Origin of the sequence: Rhizobium sp. SYY.PMSO (genome assembly GCF_046840415.1) — a bacterium.
Classification (GTDB): Bacteria; Pseudomonadota; Alphaproteobacteria; order Rhizobiales; family Rhizobiaceae; genus Rhizobium.
Window position 1 is genome coordinate 1,532,713 of sequence record NZ_CP177350.1, and the last position, 19,331, is coordinate 1,552,043.

The following is a 19,331-nucleotide window of genomic DNA, read 5'->3' on the forward strand; positions in this document are numbered from 1 at the left end:
CGAGAGATTTCATGTGCTTGACATGCCGCCGTCACGCCCATCATACAATCGGATCATTTCCTGAAGGGCTTGCAGAGCCCTTCCTCCAGCCATCACAATTCAAGACATCGTAAGGGAGAAAATTATTATGGATACAAAAGTCGAAAATGCCGGCAAGTGTCCGTTTCCGCATGGAAACACGAGCGTTTCGGCCCGTTCGAACCGCGACTGGTGGCCGAACCAGCTCAATCTCAAGATTCTTCATCAGAATTCCGCCCTGTCCAATCCGATGGGCAAGGCATTCAACTATGCCGAAGAGTTCAAGAAACTCGATCTGGAGGCGCTGAAGAAGGACCTCTTCGCCCTCATGACCGAATCGCAGGACTGGTGGCCGGCCGACTTCGGTCATTACGGCCCCCTCTTCATCCGCATGGCCTGGCACAGCGCCGGCACCTATCGCACGGGCGACGGCCGCGGGGGCGCCTCGTCCGGCACGCAGCGCTTCGCGCCGCTCAACAGCTGGCCGGATAACGTCAACCTCGACAAGGCTCGCCGCCTGCTCTGGCCGATCAAGCAGAAATACGGCAACAGCATTTCCTGGGCCGACCTGCTGATCCTCACGGGCAATTGCGCGCTGGAATCCATGGGCTTCAAGACCTTCGGCTTCGGCGGCGGCCGCGAGGACGTCTGGGAGCCGGAAGAGGACATCTACTGGGGCGCGGAAGAAACCTGGCTCGGCGACAAGCGCTACACCGGCGATCGCGATCTGGAAAATCCTCTGGCAGCCGTGCAGATGGGCCTCATCTACGTCAACCCGGAGGGCCCGAACGGCAATCCGGACCCGATCGCGGCGGCGCGCGATATCCGCGAAACCTTCGCCCGCATGGCGATGAACGACGAGGAAACCGTCGCGCTCATCGCCGGCGGCCACACCTTCGGCAAGACACACGGCGCGGGTGACGCAGCCAACGTCGGACCCGAACCGGAAGGAGCCGGCATCGAAGAGCAGGGCCTCGGCTGGAAGAGCACCTTCCGCACCGGCAAGGGCGGCGACACGATCGGCAGCGGCCTCGAAGTCACCTGGACGTCGACGCCGACCAAGTGGAGCAACAACTTCTTCTGGAACCTGTTCGGTTACGACTGGGAACTGACGAAGAGCCCGGCCGGCGCGCATCAATGGATCCCGAAGCATGGCGCTGGCGCCAACTCGATCCCGGATGCGCACGACAAGTCCAAGCGTCATGTACCGTCCATGCTGACCACGGATCTCGCCCTTCGCTTCGATCCCGCCTACGAGAAGATCTCCCGGCGCTTCTTCGAAAATCCGGACGAGTTCGCCGATGCCTTCGCCCGCGCATGGTTCAAGCTGACCCATCGCGATATGGGACCCCGCGCCCGCTATCTCGGCCCGGAAGTTCCGGCTGAGGAGCTGATCTGGCAGGATCCGATCCCGTCTGCGGATCACGCGCCGATCGATGCCAACGATATCGCTGCGCTCAAGGGCGAGATTGCGGCATCCGGCCTCACCATTCCGCAGCTGGTCTCGACCGCCTGGGCTTCCGCGTCCACCTTCCGCGGCTCCGACAAGCGCGGTGGCGCCAATGGCGCCCGCATCCGCCTTGCTCCCCAGAAGGACTGGGAGGCCAATCAGCCGGCTCAACTCGCGTCCGTGCTGCAGACACTGGAAGGCATCCAGCAGAAGTTCAACGACGCCCAGACCGGCGGCAAGAAGGTATCGCTTGCCGATCTCATCGTTCTCGGCGGCTCGGTCGGCATCGAACAGGCTGCCAAGAAAGCGGGCCATGATGTGATCGTTCCCTTTGCTCCGGGTCGCACCGATGCGTCGCAGGAACAGACCGACGTCGAAGCATTCGCCGTCCTTGAGCCGATGGCCGACGGTTTCCGCAACTATCAGAAGAGAGCCTACAGCGTCTCTTCCGAGGAGCTGCTGATCGACAAGGCGCAGTTGCTGACGTTGACGGCGCCGGAAATGACGGCCCTCATCGGCGGCCTGCGTGCGCTGAACGCCAATGTCGGCCAGACCCAGCACGGCGTCTTCACCAAGCGTCCGGAAACACTGACCAACGACTTCTTCGTGAACCTGCTCGACATGGCTACGGAGTGGAAGGCTGTTTCGGATGCGAAGGACGTGTTCGAAGGGCGCGACCGCGCAACCGGCGAGGTCAAATGGACGGCGACACGCTTCGACCTCGTCTTCGGGTCCAACTCGCAGCTGCGCGCGATCGCCGAAGTCTACGGCCAGGCCGACGCCGGCCAGAAGTTCGTCAACGACTTCGTCGCCGCCTGGACCAAGGTGATGAACGCAGACCGCTTCGACATCGCTTGATATTCTAAAGACATCGGACGCGACCTGTTTCGGTCGCGTCCGGTTCAGCCGACCTTCAACAGGACGCCTTGCCGTTTGCCTCTATCCAGCCACGCATTCAATCCTGCGCGGGTCGGTCGCTCGACCAGATAATAGCTCGGCACCGCAAGGCTGAGTCCCAAAGCCAGTGCGGCAGGCAATGGCAGCCAACCTTGCTGGGCCAGGATGTAAAATGGCTGTTGCCATAAATAAATTGAAAACGACATCCGCCCGATTTGCCGGATAATGCTCCCCTCGAACAGCATTCTGGAGAAATAGGTGGCGCGCTCGATTGCGTTGACGGCGATCGCCAGCAGCAATGTTTTTACACCGAAGAACAACCAGGCGGCATCGCCGGCCAGCCGCGCCGTCAGACCACAGAAAAACGCCAAAGGCACCAGCCATTCCATAGCCGGCCAATCGCGATATCGACCGATCAGCAGGAAGAACGTGGCTGAAATCAATATCGGCGCGGCTGCCGCATGCGTCGGCCAAAAGACGATGAATGGATTCTCTCCATAGACGTCATATTGCAAGATCCCATAGGCAAGCGCGGCAGCCCCCAAAGCCAGGCTTATAAATCCAATGAACCTGTTGGCGGCACCACGAAGCAGCAAAGCCAGCAGGCCAAGCAAAACGTAGCTGTGCTCCTCCACACACAATGACCAGATGTGATCGAATATCGGTATGAAGCTACGGCTTTCGATGATCACGTAATTCAATGTGAAGGAAAGCGCCGAGATTACGCCCACGGCGCCGGGAGCCAGCGGCGTCAGCGAGAAAATGGCCGCATTGACCAAAACGAATACGAACAACGCCGGATAGACGCGGCTGAAGCGGCGGAAGAAGAAAGTGCCGAGAGGCATCCTCCTCACGAAGAGGATATCAGCCATCAGGCGGCCGGAGAGAACAAAAAAGAGATCGACACCGGCCGATCCGAGATGCGGAAGGTGGCGATCTCCACCGAAATGCCCCATAAGAACCAGCAGGACGGCTACTCCCCGCCAACCGTCCAGGGCAGGAATACGAGCTTGCTTTTCAGTTTCCGACATTGATGACCATTGGTGTATTTCCCCACGGCCACCATTTTAGGATGTATGCGTTAATAAAAACGATAGCTAATGCAATCAAGAGAGGCAGAAGACCGCACAGCTGATCATCGTTCGTCTTCTTAAATGTTGGACAGGCCTCACCCGAAGCAATGCCGGGAAAAGCCCCGCTGTGGAGCCGATGATCGGTGACAGGGCAATTGCTTCAGACGCAACTCCATACCGCCCACCCCTGCGGGTGCGGGCGGCGCATTTGCTGGCCGGAAACATCCGGCTCACGCCGCGACGGCACGCCTAAAGCGCGGCTATGCCGCCGCCTTCACGTCGCGTCAGCCGGCTGGGCGCAACTGCAGGCGCGAAACGCCGGCCGCGACATTCAGGCCGGTTCCTGCTTCCGCGCTCAGCGGCTGAAGGGCGAAATTCTTGGCGTTACCGCCAACGAGCGCGTTGGCTCCGAGGCCAAGACCGACGGAAGCACCCGCGGAAGCACCAACATAGGTGCCGGCCAGGGCGCCGTCACCGACACGGGTCGGCGCGGTATTGATGACGACCCAGCTCAGATAGGTCTTGCGGGTAACGCCGATGTCGATGCCGAGCTTGCCGATCGTCCCCGTATAGCGCTCGATCCTGCCGGTCCGCTGCTTGAAAGTGCAGCTGACCTGCTTGTTGGAACCGATGATCATGCCCACGCCGCCGGCAACTTCGCAGGAAAGCGTTCCGAGACGCTGCTTGGGCTCGGAGGCGACCTGCGCCGACTGCTTCTTGGGATGATGATGGGTGCTGGCGGCGGAAGCCACAGAACCGAAAGCCATGGCGATGGCCGCGGCTGCAACGATGGTCTTTTTCATGACGTCTCCTTCGGCGGTTTGAGCGCCACTGTCGGCGCAGTTGAGCTCGACGGACCGTTTTCGGGCTGGGTGGACAGCTCGATATCGGCCTGGATCACGATGTTGCTGATGATACGGGTCCCGGCATACTCACCGGCGATCTCGATGGCTCGCTGGCGTGCCTGGTCGTTCGGCGCGGTCCCCGTCAGCAGGATCGCGCCTTCCGCGACCGCAGCGTCGATGCGGCAATCCGCGAGCCCGTCGGCATAGGCAATCAGGCATCGGATCGCCGCGCAGGTGGCGCAGCTATTCGATGATGTCGTCAGCGATGACAGCTTGGCCAGGAAGAGCATCGGAAAGCCTCGACTAGCAAAGTTCGCGCGCCTTGCGGCGTCAGCGAAGCGTCTTCCTGATGGCGTCCGTGGCCTTGCCGATTTGCGACTGGATCTTGCCTTCGGCCTTTTCCACAGCTCCCTCGACCCTGAGCTTGTCATTGCCGGTCAGCTTTCCGGCGGCCTCCTTGATGGAGCCACTTGCTTCCTTGACTGCGCCTTTGACGCGATTCTTGTCCATGTCTTATCTCCCTGAGCTTTTCAAAAGAGGAGGCGCCAGTCATCGACCGAGGCCATGAACAATGAAGTAGGGCGGCAATGCATGTGCTTGCAGAGCAGAAACTACTATTTGTACTGGTAGAAAACAGCCTTTTTGAGGCTCGATGCCACGATTGCCCACCGTCCGCCGCAGCTCGGCCCATCGAATACCGCTCTATTTCGGTTTCCGGCCCTTCGAAACACCCGGCATGCCTGTGAATCCGCGCTCGCGCGCCCATATCACGGCGGCCGAACGCCGATTGACTCCGATCTTGGCGTAGAGCGACGCCACATGGTTGCGGATCGTATTTCTGGACAGATGTAGCGTCTCGCTCATTTCGGCGTCGCTTTGGCCACGGCAGATCAAGGCGAGGATTTCCCTCTCGCGCTCGCTGAGATCAAGGATCTGGGCCGACGGCACCTTGCCGTCGGATACCTGCCGCAAGGTCGCAAGCCGGTCCACGATGGAACGGCTGAACCACGAGGTATCGGCCATGACGCTCTCGATCGCCTCGACAAGTTCGGCTTCGCTGCGCATGCGCTCGGTCACATCCTGCAACGACCAGATGACGCACTGCTGATCGTTGATTTCGACACGCTCGGCCGAGACGAGGCAATCCGCGCTCCCGCCGTCCTTCTGCTTCATCCGCATCGTCTCGTCCCGAATAGGCATGTTGTCGATCAGCTTCCGCTCCATGCCGCGCCGGGCGGCAACATCGTCCCACAGCCGCAGCTCGCTGGCCGTCTTTCCGACGATCTCTTCAAGGCCGTAGCCCGAAAGCTGGACGAAGGCGTCATTGACCTCGGTAAAGACGAAACCGTCGAGACGCGAAATAGCCGCCGGCGCCGGCGAGAGCCGGAATGATTTCGAGAAACGCTCCTCGCTTTGCCGAAGCGCGTTCTGAGCTTTCCGCCGCGCGTCGAGATCGGCGAAGGTGAAGAGCATGCATGGCTCCTCGCCGACGGCGATGGGCTCGCCGGCGATGATGACGAGCCGGTCGCCGCCGCCGGGCAATGGAATCAACGTCTCGCGCTGACGGATCAGCCGACCCTCCGCAAGCTTCGCCAAGGCGTCCTCGCCGGTATCGCAATTGGCAAAAAGCCTCATCTCTTCGATGGTCTTTCCGATGATGTCATCCTTGGCATAGGTCGTCATCTCGACGAAGCCCTGGTTTACCCGGATGAAGCGAAGATCATCGAGGCGGCAGATGAGACCCGGCGCCGGATTGGCATTGAAAGCCCGCTCGAAACGCTCTTCCGCCTCGAACAGCGGCGTCTCGTCGCGAATGATGAGAGCAAGCACGTCCGGGCGGTTGCCGGAATCGGCAATGACCAGGCTGCGGGCGGTATGTACCCAGACGAGATCCAGGTCGGCGGCCGGCGATATCTCGACGGTCACGTCTTCGAACGTCTCGCCTTTCAGCAGGCGCTCGATCGGATATTGCCCCTCTTCGAGCAGATGGTTGTTGCGGTAGCGCAGCGTGAAAGCCTGCCGATAGCCGGTCGCATCGCCGCCCAGATCTTCGATGGCCGAAACCCGATGCATTTGCAGCGCCGCACCGTTCGCCCACGAAATCGTGCCGGCGGGATCGAGCAGGATGATGCCGTCGCTCAATCCCGAAATGAGTTCCCGCAGGACGTTTCGGTTCACATTCGGCGGCTGTGGCCCATCGCTCATCTTTTGCCTCGCTTGGTACTGGCAACTTAGATAGGAGGGCCGCGCGAGAAAAGAACCCATTGCTTTCGCCGGCAGACGCTCGCAAGGATCGCCGGCTGCGGTTCAGTCCACGCAGCACAAGGGCGCGGCATCCTGCAAGGGTAGCGGCAGGGCAGCGGAATGCGTTGGAAGCGTGAGCGCGTCGAGCGTTGCCGTCTGCTCCGGCGAAAGCCGGACCAGCAGCGCGCCGATATCGTCATCGAGCTGTTCCAACGTATGTATGCCGATGACGGTTGAAGCCACTCCCGGCCGGGCCATTGCCCAGGCAAGGGCTACGCGGGCGGTGGTGGTGCCGAGCTCGCCGGCAATACGCAACAAGGCGTCGACGATTTCAAGGTCCTGCTCGTCGGGCCGTCGCGCCAGCTGCGCCGCATGACCCGCCTTTACGTCCCGATTGGCGGCGCGAGTATACTGGCCGCTGATGAGGCCGCCGCTCAACGGCGAATGCGAAACTACGCCCAGCCCCAATCCTCGCGCCATTGGCACGAGTTCCATTTCAAACAGCCGTGCCGCCAGGGAATATTCGATCTGCAGACCAATGAACGGAGCCCAGCCGTTGCATTGCGCAAGCAGTTGCGCATGCGCAACCTTCCAGGCCGGTGTGTCGGCGATGCCGAAGTAACGCAGTTTCCCGGACTGGGTGAGATCGTGAAGAGCCGCCAGCACCTCCTCCAGCGGGGTCCGGATATCCCAGTTGTTCAGCCAATAGAGATCGAGGCGATCAGTGCGCAGCCGTCGCAATGCCTGCTCGACGCCGGCGATCACGGCCTTGCGGCCGGGCTCAACGCCCTGCCGATCGATGCTGAATTTGGCGGCGATCACAAGCCGGTCGCGCTGGGCCGGTCTCTGGGCAAGATAATTGCCGACAACCGTCTGGCCAGCCGCTTTGACCTCTCCGCTGCCGGTATCGAGATAATTGCCGCCGAGACCGAGATAGCGATCCAGAATTGCCGCATACCCGTTGTCGCGCAAATGCCAGCTCGCATCCGCATCGAAAGTCATCGTTCCGAGCCCGAGCGGACTGACGCGCAACTGCGAGCGGCCGAGTGCGACATAATCATCAAGATGCATGTATGGTCCCCCGACCGGCTCAAGCGACATATATCCACCCCAATATGTAAGTTTGTCAAACAAAGGAATTAAGCACAGATTTGTGATTTTAGAATTCGCGAATCCGGATAATGGGGGTTTACCGACCGGCCTTCCGCGTTCGCTTGCCCGGGCGCCTTCATGCCGTTGATGAAGAACGGAATGACATCGGTCGCAATTGCCTGTCTTAACGTGGAAGCTGGCTTCGGCTAGTTTCTCTCCCGAAAATCAATGGGTGGCGCAGAGGCGCTCCCCAACACACAAAAGGCGGACGGAACATGAAGACCATTGGCTATGCGTGCACTTCTGCGGAGACTCCGCTGGAGCCCTATTCCTTCGAGCGGCGCGCGCCGCGCCCGAACGACGTCGTAATGGAGATCGTCTACGCCGGGATCTGCCATTCGGATGTCCACATGGCGCACAACGATTGGGGCTTTTCGAGCTATCCGCTCGTGCCGGGCCATGAAATCGTCGGCCGCGTGATCGAGGTCGGCAGCGACGTCACCAAGTTCAGGATCGGCGATCACGGCGCGGTCGGCTGCATGGTCGACAGTTGCCAGCATTGCGACCAATGCCGCCGCGGCGAAGAGCAATTCTGCCGCGAAGGCAACACGGGCACTTACAGCGCTCCCGACCGTATCGACGGGTCGATCACAAAAGGCGGCTATTCCAAGCATATCGTCGTGCGCGAGGAGTTCGTCTGCACCGTGCCCGAGGGCATGGATCTCTCCCGCACCGCGCCGATACTGTGCGCCGGCATCACCACCTATTCGCCGCTTCGCACCTGGAATGTCGGTCCGCACAGCCGGGTCGGCGTCATCGGCATGGGCGGCCTCGGCCACATGGCCGTCAAGCTTGCCGCTGCCATGGGCGCCAGGGTGACGATGATCTCGCGCTCGCCCGACAAGGAGAAGATCGCCCGCGACATCGGCGCGGACGATTTCCTGATCTCGACCAATGCGGGCGCGATGAATGCCGCCGCCAACGCCTTTGACCTGATCATCGATACGGTTCCCGTCAAGCACGATCTCGATACCTACACGCCGCTTCTGGATGTCGACGGCACGCTGGTCGTGGTCGGACAGGTCGGCCCCTGGGGTGAGGTGAACGGCCTTCCCCTCCTCGTCGGCAGACGCCGGATTGCCGGCTCGCCGATCGGCGGCATGCGCGAAACGCAGGAAGTGATCGATTTCTGCGCGCGCAAGGGCATTCTCCCCGAATGCCGGATCATCCGGCCGGAAGAAATCAACGACGCTTTCGCCACCTTGCAGCGTGCGGATATTCCCTACCGCTTCGTGATCGACATGGCGTCGCTCTCCGTATCCGCCGCGGCCTGAGAGGCCGCCGGACGGAGCTTGCCCGACGAATGTCTCGGCGCCGCATTTCTCTTGCGTCGAGAGACGTTCCGGGCCGATGCTCAGGAAATACGGGAGGGCCAGGGATTACGGCCCTCCCGCAGCCAGGAAAGCGTATCGGCCCAGAAACTGTCCGTATAGCGGTCATGGAACAGGCCGAAATGGCCGATCGCATCGTGGCCGAAATCCGCCGGGTGCAGCAGCACCGACATGCGTTGCGCGCCTTTGTAATAATTCAGGGCGCGGTGAACTGCCGGGATCGTGCCGAGTTCGTCGTCCGAAACCACAACGGCCAGAATCGGGGCTTTGACCGCCGCCATGCGCCGTAGCGCGGCCTGCCGCTCGCCGGCCGGATGGCTGCGCTCGAAGCAGCGGCCGCGAAAGCTCCACTCATTTGCCACGCCTTTCGGAAGATCTTCCAGCCAGCCGAGCCGCCGGCCCGGAAAATAACCGCAAGCCGCCGTGACCATCGGCATGGCGACATGCCATTTGAACAGCAGGGCAAGCCGCCTGCTTGCCATATAATCACCCCACCAGGCATATTGAGCGCCGACCGTCAGCATTCTGTCGATCATCGGGGCACTTTCGGCCAGTCCCGGAAGGAAGCCGCCAATGCTGTGACCCACCACCGTAAGCGGTCCATTGCGTCGATGCTTGGCCATCCACCGGAGCGCGGCGTCGAAATCCTGCTCTCCCCAATCCCGCCAGCGATAGCCGGCACCGCGCAGCTGCGGCGGGCGCGACTGGCCGATGCCGCGATAGTCGAAGGTCAGGACATCGAATCCATGCCGCACGAGAAATTGCGCATAGCGATGATAATAACGCGCGAGAACGCCCGTGGCCGGATTGACGATCACGCTGCCGTCCGGCCTCTCCGTCTCGGACCGCCAGAAGTGACCGCCGAGAACGACCCCATCCTCGCAGCGGATGGAAACCGTCGGGTTGCTTGCGTTCGAAGATGGGAGAGGTTGCCGGCTCATGGCCGACAAGATGGAACGATCGCCGCGTTGTGTATATTCACTACCCGGTATACGTTGAACCATGAGAGACAGCTCCCAGCCGACACGCGAGCGCATTCTTCAGGCCGCCGGAAAACTCTTCCATCGCGACGGCATCCGCGCAATCAGCGTCGATGCCATCGCCGAGAAGGCCGGCGTCACCAAGCGCACCCTCTACTATCATTTCCGCAGCAAGGACGATCTGATCGCCGCCCATCTTCAAGCGCGCGACGAGCCGAACCTTGCCCTCTTCAAACGCTGGTTCGATGAGGCTGAAGGCAATGCCGCCGAGAGGATTGCCGGCATTTTTCGCCATCTGGCGCAATCGGCACGGAATGCCAGATGGAAGGGTTGCGGCTTCCTGCGGACCTCGGTGGAGCTCGTCAACCTGCCCGGACATCCGGCCCTGGTTGCGGCCCGCGCCCACAAGAAGCGTGTGGAGGACTGGCTGTGTTCGGTCCTTGCCGAAGCAGGCGTGAATGGCGACACTTCGTCACTCGCACGCCAGGTCATGCTGCTCCTCGACGGCTCGTTTGCCGCCGTCCTGCTCCATCGCGATCCGAGCTATATGGAAACTGCGGCAGAGGCCGTGGTGCGGCTCATTGCCGAGCGATTGCCGGATGCAAAAGCAAACGGGGGCAGCCCGAAAGGCGCGGCATGACCGGCGCGATCAATGATATTTCAAACGCTCCCGCCCCAGAATGGCAGGAGCGTCGACGCCGGCGATAGGTTTGGAAAGATCTCTCGAAATATCGCCGGCAAGCTGCAGGTCGAGATAACGCGCGCAGCAGACACGCAGGAACGACGTGAAATTGCCGAGATCGTGGCCGGCGTCGATCGATTCATGGTGCAGCTTGGTAATCAGCTGCACCACGTTCATGCCGTCACGCCGGGCGATTTCCTCCAGCTTCGACCAGAAGAAGTTTTCCAGCCTGACGCTCGTCACCATGCCATCGATGCGCAGGGAGCGCGTGGTGCTTTCCCAGAGCCCGGCATCGGCCTTGATGAACAACTCGCACATGCGCGTCTCCCCTCATTAGCCTCAGGCTGCGTCCGCTTTCGACAAGGCGCTGGCATCGAGCACGGCCATGAACTGGCGCAACCATGCCGGATGAGCCGGCCAGGCCGGCGCGGTAACGAGATTGCCGTCGGCGACGGCGTCGTTGATGGCAATATCGGCATACGTGCCGCCGGCAAGCTCCACTTCGGGGCGGCAGGCGGGGTAGGCCGAGCAGGTACGCCCCTTGAGGACGCCGGCGGCAGCCAGCAATTGCGCGCCGTGGCAAATGGCGGCGACCGGTTTCTCCGCCTCGAAGAAGTGTTGCACTGCCTTGATGACCTCGGGATTCAAACGGAGATATTCCGGAGCACGGCCACCCGGAATGACGAGCGCATCGTAATCCTCGGCGCGGACGCTGGCAAACGTCGCATTCAATGCAAAATTATGGCCGCGCTTTTCGGAGTAGGTCTGATCGCCTTCGAAATCGTGAATGGCCGTTGCCACCGTTTCGCCGGCATTCTTACCGGGGCAAACGGCATGGACCGTATAGCCGCAGGCAAGCAGCGTCTGAAACGGCACCATGGTTTCGTAGTCCTCGGTGAAGTCACCGGTAATCATCAGGATCTTTGCTGCTGGCATCGTCTTCCTCCCTTGGAACCAACAGGCGGCACTCTAGCAAAGCGCCGGGCAGCATGGGTATTAGGCGAATACTACACCACCCATCCGATGTCGTTACCGGGTCGGCGGACGACGAATCTCCGGGATTGCGCAAGCCTCGCCGCCGCCGAAGAGGCGGGAGCGGGTCAGAAACCGCTTCTCGCGACCGTTATCGAGGGAGAACATGCCGCCGCGTCCCGGCACGACGTCGATGATGAGCTGTGTGTGCTTCCAGGCTTCGAACTGGCTGCCGCTGATATAGACGGGCACGCCGCCGATCTCGCCGAGCTTGACGTCGTTGTCGCCGACCATGAATTCGTTCGCCGGATAGCACATCGGCGAGGAACCGTCGCAGCAGCCGCCCGACTGATGAAACAGAATATCGGGGTGCTCCTGCTGTATCTCGCGGATCAGCTCGAGCGCCTTGTCGGTCGCCAGCACCCGCGGCTCCGATCCATTGCCGTCCATGACCATCCTCCATCGCCGGTGTGCAAATGCCCGAAGGCCCCCAGCTGCCGCTGGGAGCCTTGTTGGCGTCGTTGGGAGGTCTCAGAAGAAGCCGAGCGCCTTCGTGCTGTAGCTGACCAGCATGTTCTTGGTCTGCTGATAGTGATCGAGCATCATCTTGTGCGTCTCGCGGCCGATGCCCGATTGCTTGTAGCCGCCGAAGGCGGCGTGCGCCGGATAGGCATGGTAGCAATTGGTCCAGACGCGACCGGCCTGGATTTCGCGACCGAAGCGATAGGCGCGGTTGCCGTCACGCGTCCAGACGCCGGCGCCGAGGCCGTAGAGCGTGTCGTTGGCGATTTCAAGCGCTTCCTTCTCGTCCTTGAAGGTCGTCACCGACACGACCGGGCCGAAGATCTCCTCCTGGAACACACGCATCTTGTTGTGGCCCTTGAAGATGGTCGGCTTGATGTAGTAACCGCTCGACAGCTCGCCGCCGAGATCGGCGCGCGCGCCGCCCGTCAGCACTTCGGCGCCTTCCTGCTTGCCGATATCGAGGTAGGAGAGGATCTTTTCCATCTGCTCGCTCGACGCCTGGGCGCCGATCATGGTCGCGGAATCCAGCGGATTGCCCTGCTTGATGGCCTCCACGCGCTTGACCGCCCGCTCCATGAAGCGGTCGTAGACCGATTCCTGGATCAGCGCACGGCTGGGGCATGTGCAGACCTCGCCCTGATTGAGAGCGAACATCGCAAAGCCTTCGAGCGCCTTGTCGAAGAAATCATCGTCCTCGGCCGCGACGTCGGCGAAGAAGATGTTCGGCGACTTGCCGCCGAGCTCGAGCGTGACGGGGATGAGGTTCTGGCTGGCATATTGCATGATCAGCCGGCCGGTCGTCGTCTCGCCGGTAAAGGCGATCTTGGCGATACGCGGGCTGGTCGCCAGCGGCTTGCCGGCCTCCAGGCCGAAGCCGTTGACGATGTTGAGAACGCCGGGCGGCAGGAGATCGCCGACCAGCTCGGCCCAGACGAGAAGCGAAGCAGGCGTCTGCTCGGCGGGCTTGATGACGACGCAATTGCCGGCGGCAAGCGCGGGTGCCAGCTTCCAGGCCGCCATCAGGATCGGGAAGTTCCAGGGAATGATCTGCCCGACGACCCCGAGCGGCTCATGGAAGTGATAGGCGACGGTATCGTGATCGATCTCGCCGATCGAACCTTCCTGTGCACGGATGCAGGAGGCGAAATAGCGGAAATGATCGATGGCAAGCGGAATGTCGGCCGCCATGGTCTCGCGGATCGGCTTGCCGTTGTCCCAGCTTTCCGCCTGCGCCAGCACTTCCAGCTTGTCTTCCATGCGCTGGGCGATCTTCATCAGGATATTGGAGCGCTCGGCGACGGCTGTCCGGCCCCATTTGTCCTTCGCCGCATGGGCGGCGTCGAGAGCGGCGTTGATGTCCTTCTCGTCGGAGCGCGGAATTTCGCAGAGCTTGCCGCCGGTGATCGGCGTGACATTGTCGAAATATTTTCCACCGATGGGCTCGCGCCACTCGCCCCCGATATAGTTGCCATATCTGAGCTTGAACGGAGATTCGACGATCTTCTGATGCAGCATGCCATCCTCCCTTGGTCGGCAGGTCCGGTAAGTGAACCTAATGCCGCAAGTTTGAGTGCATGCGCCTTCGGGGGATAGAGGTAGCCCGCCATGCTGCAGCGCACAGTGTCGCAACTCTGCGACATCTGTCCGCGCAAATACGCATTCGCCGGCAATTCAGTGCAGATTGAGCCGTTTCATCTTCCGATGCAGTGTCGAACGGCTCATGCCGAGGGCCGAAGCAGCCTGCGAAACATTGCCATTGGCGCGGGAAAGCGCCCGCAGCAGTGCGGCCCGTTCGGCCTCCAGCAGGTCTTCATTCGCGGCGCGCTGCTCACGCAGGACATCCGACGCGGGAATTCCCGCGGCAATGCGGTGATCGTCGAGCCTCAGCGCAAGGCGGGCCGCTCGCGTCGCGCCGAGCACGAGGTCGTTGCGGTCGACCGCCAGCAGCGCGGAGGTGGAAGCCGTATCCGTCGGCACCATGACGAAGCGGGCGCCGGCAAAGGCATTGCGGAAAAGGTTGAGCTCTATGCGCAGCGCCGCATCGCGTACGGTCTGCGACAGGATCATCAAGGTCGCGTCGTTGACATCGGCGCGGCAGGTGGAAATGTCGAGCGCGCCCGCAAGCTGTCCGCGATGGTCGCGGATCGGCGCCGTGGTGCAGCTCAGGTCGATATTGGAGCTGAAAAAGTGCTGATCTCGAAAGATCGCCACGGCCCGCTCGTCGGCAAGCGCCGTGCCGATGCCGTTGGTGCCGATGCTTGCCTCGGTCCAGACCGAGCCGGTCCACAGGCCAAGATCGTGAAACTCCTTGTCGTCGGCCGTCGCTCCGCGACGCTCGAGCGCGATGCCGTCACGGTCGGTCAGCAGCAGGCAGCACCCGGCCTTGCCGACTGCAAGGAACAGACGATCCAGTTCGCTCGATGCCTCGGCGACCAGCCGCTGCGACCGCTCCAGCGCCGCCTGGAATTCCTGGCCGGTCAGGCGCATCGGCAGACGCTTGTCTTCCGGTGCAAGACGATGCATCGTCATGCACCGCCTCCATGAGGCGACGACCGGCGAACTTGCCGCCGCCGATTGCGCCGATGCATAGACCTGATCCGCATGCGCGGAATATTCGTGCATTTGGCTCCTCCCACCGAACGCCGCGTCAATTGTCGCTAAAAAAGCCGGCCGTGGCAATCCTTCCGATGCCTTTCGCCGGAGAATGCGGGTTTTCGCCGTTATCTGACTGGCGACGCAGTCTTTTTCGATGCCGCTCATCCTTCGTCACCCGCCCCGGCGGCCGCATTCCTCAGTGGGGGCAACCTCGCATCAGGGAAAGCGGAGCGGAAATCCGCGGTCGCAAAACCGGTTTCATGTCGGAATTCTCGATAGCAGCGACGGATTTGCCGGTCCCGGCCGTTTAAATGCTGAAGGGATAACAGCGTAAGCTCTTCAAGGATCAATGAGGACATCATGAAAAAGATCATTCTGCTGGCTTTTGCGGTAACGGCCTGCTTCGCGGCGATCTCGCCGGCCGAGGCTCGCGATGGGTGCGGCATCGGCTTTCATCGCGGCCCCTATGGCTATTGCCGCCCGAACGGACGTCCGGTCGTCGTCGTACCGGCTGGGCCGGCCGTCGGCATCTTCTATCCCGGACGCGGCTATTGGGATGGACACCGCTATTGGATACACCGCGAGCGGTGGCATGGCGGCTGGCGTTACCGCTAAGCCTCCTGAGCCCCTTGCCTGACAGGAATGCGACCCGGTCCTAAAGATCGGGCCGCATCCTCGCCGGCTGCTCGACAGCCACATTGCCGCGGCCCGCTCAAGGCAGCAGAAGCAATTTTCCCGTGGTCCTGCGGCCCTCCATATCCTCATGCGCGCGCCGAGCCTCCGGCAGGGGGTAGATGCCGCCTATGTTCACCTTCAGCCTGCCTTGTTCGATCCATTCGAAAAGCCGGGCGGAATGTGACCTGAACAGATCCGGTGTGTGAATATGATCGAAGAAGACGGCATAGCCGAGCTTGATGCTGCGCGGCAGGCTCATGATATCGATGGGGCCGGGCCCGCCCAGTACCGGGCCGAACCAGCAGAAGGTTCCCGACCGCCGGAGGGAATCCAGCGATCCTTGAAACGTCGTCGGGCCGGAGCCGTCATAGACGACATGCACGCCCTCGCCGCCGGACAGGCGAATGGCCTCTTCGGCGAATTTGCCTTCGGTATCCACGATCACATGATCGGCGCCTGCGGATTTCGCGATCTCGACCTTCTCCGCGCTGGAAACGCGGCCGATAACGTGCCCGCCGCGCAATTTGACGATCTGCGTCAGGAGCAGGCCGAGACCGCCCGCAGCGGCGTGAACGAGGGCGAAATCGCCTGGCTGCACGGGATAGAAATCGGTCGCGAAATGGCTGGCGGTCAGGCCCTGCATCATAATGGCCGCAGCCGTGCGGTCGTCGATCGCGTCGGGCACCTGCACCAATGACGTTTCGGGCATGACGACCCTCTCGGCATAGCTACCGGGCGCATAGACCCAGGCGACACGGTCGCCAACCTTGACGCTTTCCACATCCTTTCCCAGCGCAACCACGCGGCCCGCGCCCTCGACGCCAAGCGTCTTGGGCTCCGGCAGATGCGTCCAGGCTTTTCCCTGGCGTACGCCGATATCCATGAAGTTCACACCAGCGGCATGTACCTGCACCAGAACCTCTCCCGCACCGGGAATCGGGTCCGGTCCATCGACAAGCTGCAGGACATCGGGTCCGCCCGCGGCGGTCATGACGATCGATTTCATTTTGTCTCCTTATTTGACTGATCGTTCCATAATTTGGCAAAAAATTTTCTAGCGCAATCCGCGAAGGGCAAGGCGGGCAAGAGCGGCAAGATCCTTGCCCGACGAGCCGGCTCTGGCTGCCACGCGGATTGCGGCGATGTTCGCGGTCACGAACTGCGCTGCCTGTTCCGGATCGATGACGGAGGCAATGCCGCCCTCCTTCCGGGCTGCCTGCACCCGGTCCAGGATGGCCGAATGCAGACGCCGGCCTGCGGCCTCATGGATTTTCGTAAGCTCCGGCTGCGTGGTTCCGAACTCGCAGATGGAACCGACGCCGAGGCAGGTTTCGGAGGCCGTGGCCACGACGCGCGCCAACATGGCCTCGATGCCATCCATAGCCCGCGGGCCTGTCTTCAACGCAGCAAGATGCGCATCGGTCTCCTGAGCGGAGTAGCGCCGCACGGCTTCGAGATACAGGCGCCATTTGTCGCCGAATGTGTCATAGAGGCTCTGGCGGCCGATATGAAGCGCGCCGACGAGCGTGGAGGCCGACGTCGCGGCATAACCCTTGTCGCGAAAAACCTCGATTGCCGCATCCAAAGCCGTCGCCGTATCGAATTCTTTTGGTCTTGCCATGGAGGCAAGATAGGTATTCCGGAACGATTGGTCAAGAATAATGCGCGTCTCACGATCTTTTGTCCGTGCGCTATCGACGCATCCTCGTGCGTGCAATTGACGAAGGCGACTCAACCAGGCAAGACTACGGACAGACGGGTTATGGAAAACGCCGGCGCCAGCATGAGCAAAAACGACATCATCGAGGATCAAGGGCCGATCATCGTATTCGATGCCATGTGTGTCCTATGCTCCGCCAATGCCCGGTTCGTCCTGCGCCACGACGATGGCGGCCGCTTCCGCTTCGCCTCCATGCAGAACGAGACCGGCGCCGCTCTCTATCGGCGCTGCGGCATCGACCCGGCCAATCCGGACAGCCTGATCATCGTGGAAGGCGCAAATGTGCTGCGCGACAGCGATGCGGTGCTCGCCATCTATGCCGGCCTCGGCTGGCCGTGGAAGGCGATGTCCCTGCTGCGCCTCGTGCCGCGCATGCTGCGCGACCCGGCCTACCATTGGCTTGCGCGCAACCGCTACCGCATCTTCGGCAGGCGCGAAACATGCTGGCTGCCGACGCCGGAGCAGGCGAGCCGCATCCTTTGAGAAAGATCCTCATCCTTGGCGGCTACGGCGGGTTCGGCGCGCGCCTGTCGCGACGCCTTGCAGGCGATGGCTTCGGGATTCTGGTCGCCGGGCGCAATCTTGAAGCGGCAAAGGCGCTCGCTTCCCGATTGCCGAACGCGACCGCGCTGCAGGCCGATCGCAACGGCGATATCGCTGCTGTCCTCGACGAGCACCGGCCCTTTTTGCTCATCGATGCTGCCGGCCCCTTCCAGAAAAGCGACGACCGGGTCGCGCGGGCCTGCGTAAGGGCCGGCGTCCACTACATCGATCTTGCCGATGCCCGCGATTTCGTCGGCGCGATCGGCTCGCTCGACGAACAGGCCACGGCTGCCGGCGTTGCCGTCATCTCCGGCGCGTCGAGTGTGCCGGCTCTCTCGAGCGCGGTCGTGGCAGACCTTGCCGAGGGCATGCAGGCGCTTCGCTCGATAGACATGTCGATCAGCGCCTCGAACCGTGCGGCCGCAGGCGCCTCGGTGGCATCGGCGATCCTCAGCTATGTCGGCAAACCCGTGCGGCTCTGGCGCGGCCGGCACTGGCAAAACCGAACCGGCTGGCACATGCTGAAGCGCGAAACCTACGCGGTCTCCGGGCATAGCCCCTTGCACCGGCTCGTGGCACTGGCCGATGTGCCGGATCACGACCTGCTGGTCGACGGCATGGCCGGACGTCCGAGCGTCATCTTTCGGGCCGGACCGGAATTTGCTTTCCAGACGCTGGCCCTATGGCTGCTGTCCTGGCCGGTCGCCTGGGGCTGGCTGACGTCGCTCAGGCAGATAAGCCGCTTTCTGCTGCCCTTACAGGGATTGACCGCGCGGCTCGGCACGGCGCGCTCCGCCGTGACGATCGAGATAAAGGGAATCCGGCACGGAAGAATGCGATCCCGCCGCTGGACACTCATTGCCGAAAACGGCGATGGCGTGGAAATCCCCACCCTTCCGGCGCAATTGCTGGCACGCGCGCTGCGCGACGGCCGCGTCCCACCCGGCGCCCGTCATGCCGGCGGGCTTCTGTCCCTCGATGATTTTCGGGCATTGTTTCGCGACTTGGCAATCGGCGAGGAAACGACGGAAGCGTCCTATACGCCGCTCTATCGGCGTGTCATGGGCCCCGCATTCGCGCATCTGTCCGAGCCGGTGCGCACCATGCATGAGGTCTTCGGAGACGGCGGCGCCGAAGGCGAGGCGATCGTGACCCGCGGCCGGTCCCTTGCTGCCCGGCTCGTCGCCGGAGCATTCGGCTTTCCTGCCGCCGGAAAGCACGCGTTATATGTCTCCTTCGAGGAACACAATGGCATCGAACAATGGACGCGGAACTTTTCCGGCCAGCGCTTCTCAAGCCATTTGAGCGAGGATAATGGCCGCCTCGTCGAACGCTTCGGACCCTTCCGCTTCGCATTCGATCTTCCTTCTCGCGGCAACGGGCTCGGCATGGAGATGCGGCAATGGTCGCTCCTGCGCATTCCCTTGCCGCTCTTTCTCGCGCCTCGAAGCGTCGCCCGCGAATGGACCGAGAACGGCCGTTTCCAGTTCGACGTGCCGATAGCCCTGCCGTTCATCGGCCCGGTCGTTCACTATCGAGGCTGGCTGCAGCCGATCGAGTGATTCGAACCGTTACCCTCAATCCAAAGCCGGCTGCCATCGGCCGGTGTGCGGCCGATGGCACGAATGC

20 protein-coding genes are annotated in these 19,331 nt (G+C 62.0%); 6 read left to right on the forward strand and 14 right to left on the reverse strand.

Annotated elements, in window-relative coordinates; genetic code table 11:
* Positions 1-127: 127 nt before the first annotated feature.
* Entirely contained in the window at positions 128-2,326 is a 2,199-nt protein-coding gene (katG, locus tag ACJJVH_RS25325; RefSeq protein WP_112798571.1) for a catalase/peroxidase HPI, read from the forward strand.
* Between the two features lie 44 nt (positions 2,327-2,370).
* Here the strand turns inward: katG and ACJJVH_RS25330 are convergent, their stop codons facing one another.
* The 6 genes from ACJJVH_RS25330 to ACJJVH_RS25355 all read right to left on the reverse strand — a co-directional run bounded on the left by ACJJVH_RS25330 (position 2,371) and on the right by ACJJVH_RS25355 (position 7,598).
* Positions 2,371-3,396 (reverse strand): acyltransferase family protein, encoded by a 1,026-nt coding sequence (locus tag ACJJVH_RS25330; protein WP_412065470.1) that lies wholly within the window; start codon positions 3,394-3,396, stop codon positions 2,371-2,373.
* 326 nt (positions 3,397-3,722) lie between these two features.
* Entirely contained in the window at positions 3,723-4,241 is a 519-nt protein-coding gene (locus tag ACJJVH_RS25335; RefSeq protein WP_113357773.1) for a DUF992 domain-containing protein, read from the reverse strand.
* A complete protein-coding gene (locus tag ACJJVH_RS25340) occupies positions 4,238-4,573 on the reverse strand; it encodes a BON domain-containing protein (RefSeq protein ID WP_112798577.1) in 336 nt (111 codons plus the stop codon). The genes ACJJVH_RS25335 and ACJJVH_RS25340 overlap by 4 nt, the downstream gene beginning before the upstream one ends.
* 40 nt (positions 4,574-4,613) lie before the next feature.
* Complete coding sequence (locus ACJJVH_RS25345; RefSeq protein ID WP_112798579.1) at positions 4,614-4,793, reverse strand: CsbD family protein; 180 nt, start codon at positions 4,791-4,793, stop codon at positions 4,614-4,616.
* A gap of 192 nt (positions 4,794-4,985) precedes the next feature.
* Positions 4,986-6,488 carry a helix-turn-helix transcriptional regulator gene (locus tag ACJJVH_RS25350; protein ID WP_112798581.1) on the reverse strand — a complete coding sequence of 501 codons (1,503 nt, stop codon included), beginning with the start codon at positions 6,486-6,488 and terminating at the stop codon, positions 4,986-4,988.
* Positions 6,489-6,590: 102 nt separating this feature from the next.
* Entirely contained in the window at positions 6,591-7,598 is a 1,008-nt protein-coding gene (locus ACJJVH_RS25355) for an aldo/keto reductase (RefSeq protein ID WP_412065471.1), read from the reverse strand.
* Between the two features lie 296 nt (positions 7,599-7,894).
* Here ACJJVH_RS25355 and ACJJVH_RS25360 point away from each other — a divergent pair, with 296 nt between their 5' ends.
* Positions 7,895-8,953 (forward strand): NAD(P)-dependent alcohol dehydrogenase, encoded by a 1,059-nt coding sequence (locus ACJJVH_RS25360; RefSeq protein ID WP_112798585.1) that lies wholly within the window; start codon positions 7,895-7,897, stop codon positions 8,951-8,953.
* A gap of 80 nt (positions 8,954-9,033) precedes the next feature.
* Here the strand turns inward: ACJJVH_RS25360 and ACJJVH_RS25365 are convergent, their stop codons facing one another.
* On the reverse strand, positions 9,034-9,951 hold the full coding sequence (locus tag ACJJVH_RS25365) for an alpha/beta fold hydrolase (RefSeq protein WP_412066223.1): 918 nt from the start codon (positions 9,949-9,951) through the stop codon (positions 9,034-9,036).
* Positions 9,952-10,012: 61 nt separating this feature from the next.
* Here ACJJVH_RS25365 and ACJJVH_RS25370 point away from each other — a divergent pair, with 61 nt between their 5' ends.
* The gene (locus tag ACJJVH_RS25370; protein ID WP_412065472.1) at positions 10,013-10,630 is read left to right on the forward strand and encodes a TetR/AcrR family transcriptional regulator; all 618 of its coding nucleotides are present in this window, start codon (positions 10,013-10,015) and stop codon (positions 10,628-10,630) included.
* 9 nt (positions 10,631-10,639) lie between these two features.
* On the opposite strand, the gene ACJJVH_RS25375 is transcribed toward ACJJVH_RS25370, so the two are convergent.
* From ACJJVH_RS25375 to ACJJVH_RS25395, 5 genes are all read right to left on the reverse strand, one after another.
* Positions 10,640-10,990, reverse strand: a complete 351-nt coding sequence (locus tag ACJJVH_RS25375) for a ribbon-helix-helix domain-containing protein (RefSeq protein ID WP_112798589.1) — start codon at positions 10,988-10,990, stop codon at positions 10,640-10,642.
* A gap of 21 nt (positions 10,991-11,011) precedes the next feature.
* Positions 11,012-11,608, reverse strand: a complete 597-nt coding sequence (locus ACJJVH_RS25380; protein WP_112798591.1) for a DJ-1/PfpI family protein — start codon at positions 11,606-11,608, stop codon at positions 11,012-11,014.
* Between the two features lie 93 nt (positions 11,609-11,701).
* A complete protein-coding gene (locus tag ACJJVH_RS25385) occupies positions 11,702-12,094 on the reverse strand; it encodes a DUF779 domain-containing protein (RefSeq protein ID WP_412065473.1) in 393 nt (130 codons plus the stop codon).
* An 81-nt stretch (positions 12,095-12,175) separates the two neighbouring features.
* The gene (gene adh / locus ACJJVH_RS25390) at positions 12,176-13,684 is read right to left on the reverse strand and encodes an aldehyde dehydrogenase (protein ID WP_113357780.1); all 1,509 of its coding nucleotides are present in this window, start codon (positions 13,682-13,684) and stop codon (positions 12,176-12,178) included.
* A 156-nt stretch (positions 13,685-13,840) separates the two neighbouring features.
* Positions 13,841-14,791: a sigma-54-dependent Fis family transcriptional regulator gene (locus tag ACJJVH_RS25395; protein WP_113452009.1), complete on the reverse strand. Its 951-nt coding sequence runs from the start codon at positions 14,789-14,791 to the stop codon at positions 13,841-13,843.
* A 333-nt stretch (positions 14,792-15,124) separates the two neighbouring features.
* On the opposite strand from ACJJVH_RS25395, the gene ACJJVH_RS25400 reads away from it, so the two are divergent.
* Entirely contained in the window at positions 15,125-15,379 is a 255-nt protein-coding gene (locus ACJJVH_RS25400; protein WP_112798597.1) for a GCG_CRPN prefix-to-repeats domain-containing protein, read from the forward strand.
* A gap of 97 nt (positions 15,380-15,476) precedes the next feature.
* On the opposite strand, the gene ACJJVH_RS25405 is transcribed toward ACJJVH_RS25400, so the two are convergent.
* A complete protein-coding gene (locus tag ACJJVH_RS25405) occupies positions 15,477-16,445 on the reverse strand; it encodes a quinone oxidoreductase family protein (RefSeq protein ID WP_412065474.1) in 969 nt (322 codons plus the stop codon).
* Positions 16,446-16,493: 48 nt separating this feature from the next.
* A complete protein-coding gene (locus ACJJVH_RS25410) occupies positions 16,494-17,060 on the reverse strand; it encodes a TetR/AcrR family transcriptional regulator (protein ID WP_412065475.1) in 567 nt (188 codons plus the stop codon).
* 162 nt (positions 17,061-17,222) lie between these two features.
* Here ACJJVH_RS25410 and ACJJVH_RS25415 point away from each other — a divergent pair, with 162 nt between their 5' ends.
* Together ACJJVH_RS25415 and ACJJVH_RS25420 are read left to right on the forward strand one after the other, a co-directional pair.
* The gene (locus ACJJVH_RS25415) at positions 17,223-17,642 is read left to right on the forward strand and encodes a thiol-disulfide oxidoreductase DCC family protein (protein ID WP_412065476.1); all 420 of its coding nucleotides are present in this window, start codon (positions 17,223-17,225) and stop codon (positions 17,640-17,642) included.
* Positions 17,600-19,264, forward strand: a complete 1,665-nt coding sequence (locus ACJJVH_RS25420) for a DUF4166 domain-containing protein (RefSeq protein WP_412065477.1) — start codon at positions 17,600-17,602, stop codon at positions 19,262-19,264. The genes ACJJVH_RS25415 and ACJJVH_RS25420 overlap by 43 nt, the downstream gene beginning before the upstream one ends.
* The last annotated feature ends 67 nt before the right edge of the window (positions 19,265-19,331 follow it).

What these genes read in the sequence shown, in the direction of transcription:
- ACJJVH_RS25330 (WP_412065470.1), bottom strand. Translation starts at nt 3,396, where the DNA reads ATGTCGGAAACTGAAAAGCAAGCTCGTATTCCTGCCCTGGACGGTTGG.
- ACJJVH_RS25405 (WP_412065474.1), bottom strand. Translation starts at nt 16,445, where the DNA reads ATGAAATCGATCGTCATGACCGCCGCGGGCGGACCCGATGTCCTGCAG.
- ACJJVH_RS25380 (WP_112798591.1), bottom strand. Translation starts at nt 11,608, where the DNA reads ATGCCAGCAGCAAAGATCCTGATGATTACCGGTGACTTCACCGAGGAC.
- ACJJVH_RS25340 (WP_112798577.1), bottom strand. Translation starts at nt 4,573, where the DNA reads ATGCTCTTCCTGGCCAAGCTGTCATCGCTGACGACATCATCGAATAGC.
- ACJJVH_RS25375 (WP_112798589.1), bottom strand. Translation starts at nt 10,990, where the DNA reads ATGTGCGAGTTGTTCATCAAGGCCGATGCCGGGCTCTGGGAAAGCACC.
- adh (WP_113357780.1), bottom strand. Translation starts at nt 13,684, where the DNA reads ATGCTGCATCAGAAGATCGTCGAATCTCCGTTCAAGCTCAGATATGGC.
- ACJJVH_RS25385 (WP_412065473.1), bottom strand. Translation starts at nt 12,094, where the DNA reads ATGGACGGCAATGGATCGGAGCCGCGGGTGCTGGCGACCGACAAGGCG.
- ACJJVH_RS25350 (WP_112798581.1), bottom strand. Translation starts at nt 6,488, where the DNA reads ATGAGCGATGGGCCACAGCCGCCGAATGTGAACCGAAACGTCCTGCGG.
- ACJJVH_RS25410 (WP_412065475.1), bottom strand. Translation starts at nt 17,060, where the DNA reads ATGGCAAGACCAAAAGAATTCGATACGGCGACGGCTTTGGATGCGGCA.
- ACJJVH_RS25400 (WP_112798597.1), top strand. Translation starts at nt 15,125, where the DNA reads ATGAAAAAGATCATTCTGCTGGCTTTTGCGGTAACGGCCTGCTTCGCG.
- ACJJVH_RS25415 (WP_412065476.1), top strand. Translation starts at nt 17,223, where the DNA reads ATGAGCAAAAACGACATCATCGAGGATCAAGGGCCGATCATCGTATTC.
- katG (WP_112798571.1), top strand. Translation starts at nt 128, where the DNA reads ATGGATACAAAAGTCGAAAATGCCGGCAAGTGTCCGTTTCCGCATGGA.
- ACJJVH_RS25395 (WP_113452009.1), bottom strand. Translation starts at nt 14,791, where the DNA reads ATGCACGAATATTCCGCGCATGCGGATCAGGTCTATGCATCGGCGCAA.
- ACJJVH_RS25355 (WP_412065471.1), bottom strand. Translation starts at nt 7,598, where the DNA reads ATGCATCTTGATGATTATGTCGCACTCGGCCGCTCGCAGTTGCGCGTC.
- ACJJVH_RS25360 (WP_112798585.1), top strand. Translation starts at nt 7,895, where the DNA reads ATGAAGACCATTGGCTATGCGTGCACTTCTGCGGAGACTCCGCTGGAG.
- ACJJVH_RS25370 (WP_412065472.1), top strand. Translation starts at nt 10,013, where the DNA reads ATGAGAGACAGCTCCCAGCCGACACGCGAGCGCATTCTTCAGGCCGCC.
- ACJJVH_RS25365 (WP_412066223.1), bottom strand. Translation starts at nt 9,951, where the DNA reads ATGAGCCGGCAACCTCTCCCATCTTCGAACGCAAGCAACCCGACGGTT.
- ACJJVH_RS25335 (WP_113357773.1), bottom strand. Translation starts at nt 4,241, where the DNA reads ATGAAAAAGACCATCGTTGCAGCCGCGGCCATCGCCATGGCTTTCGGT.
- ACJJVH_RS25345 (WP_112798579.1), bottom strand. Translation starts at nt 4,793, where the DNA reads ATGGACAAGAATCGCGTCAAAGGCGCAGTCAAGGAAGCAAGTGGCTCC.
- ACJJVH_RS25420 (WP_412065477.1), top strand. Translation starts at nt 17,600, where the DNA reads ATGCTGGCTGCCGACGCCGGAGCAGGCGAGCCGCATCCTTTGAGAAAG.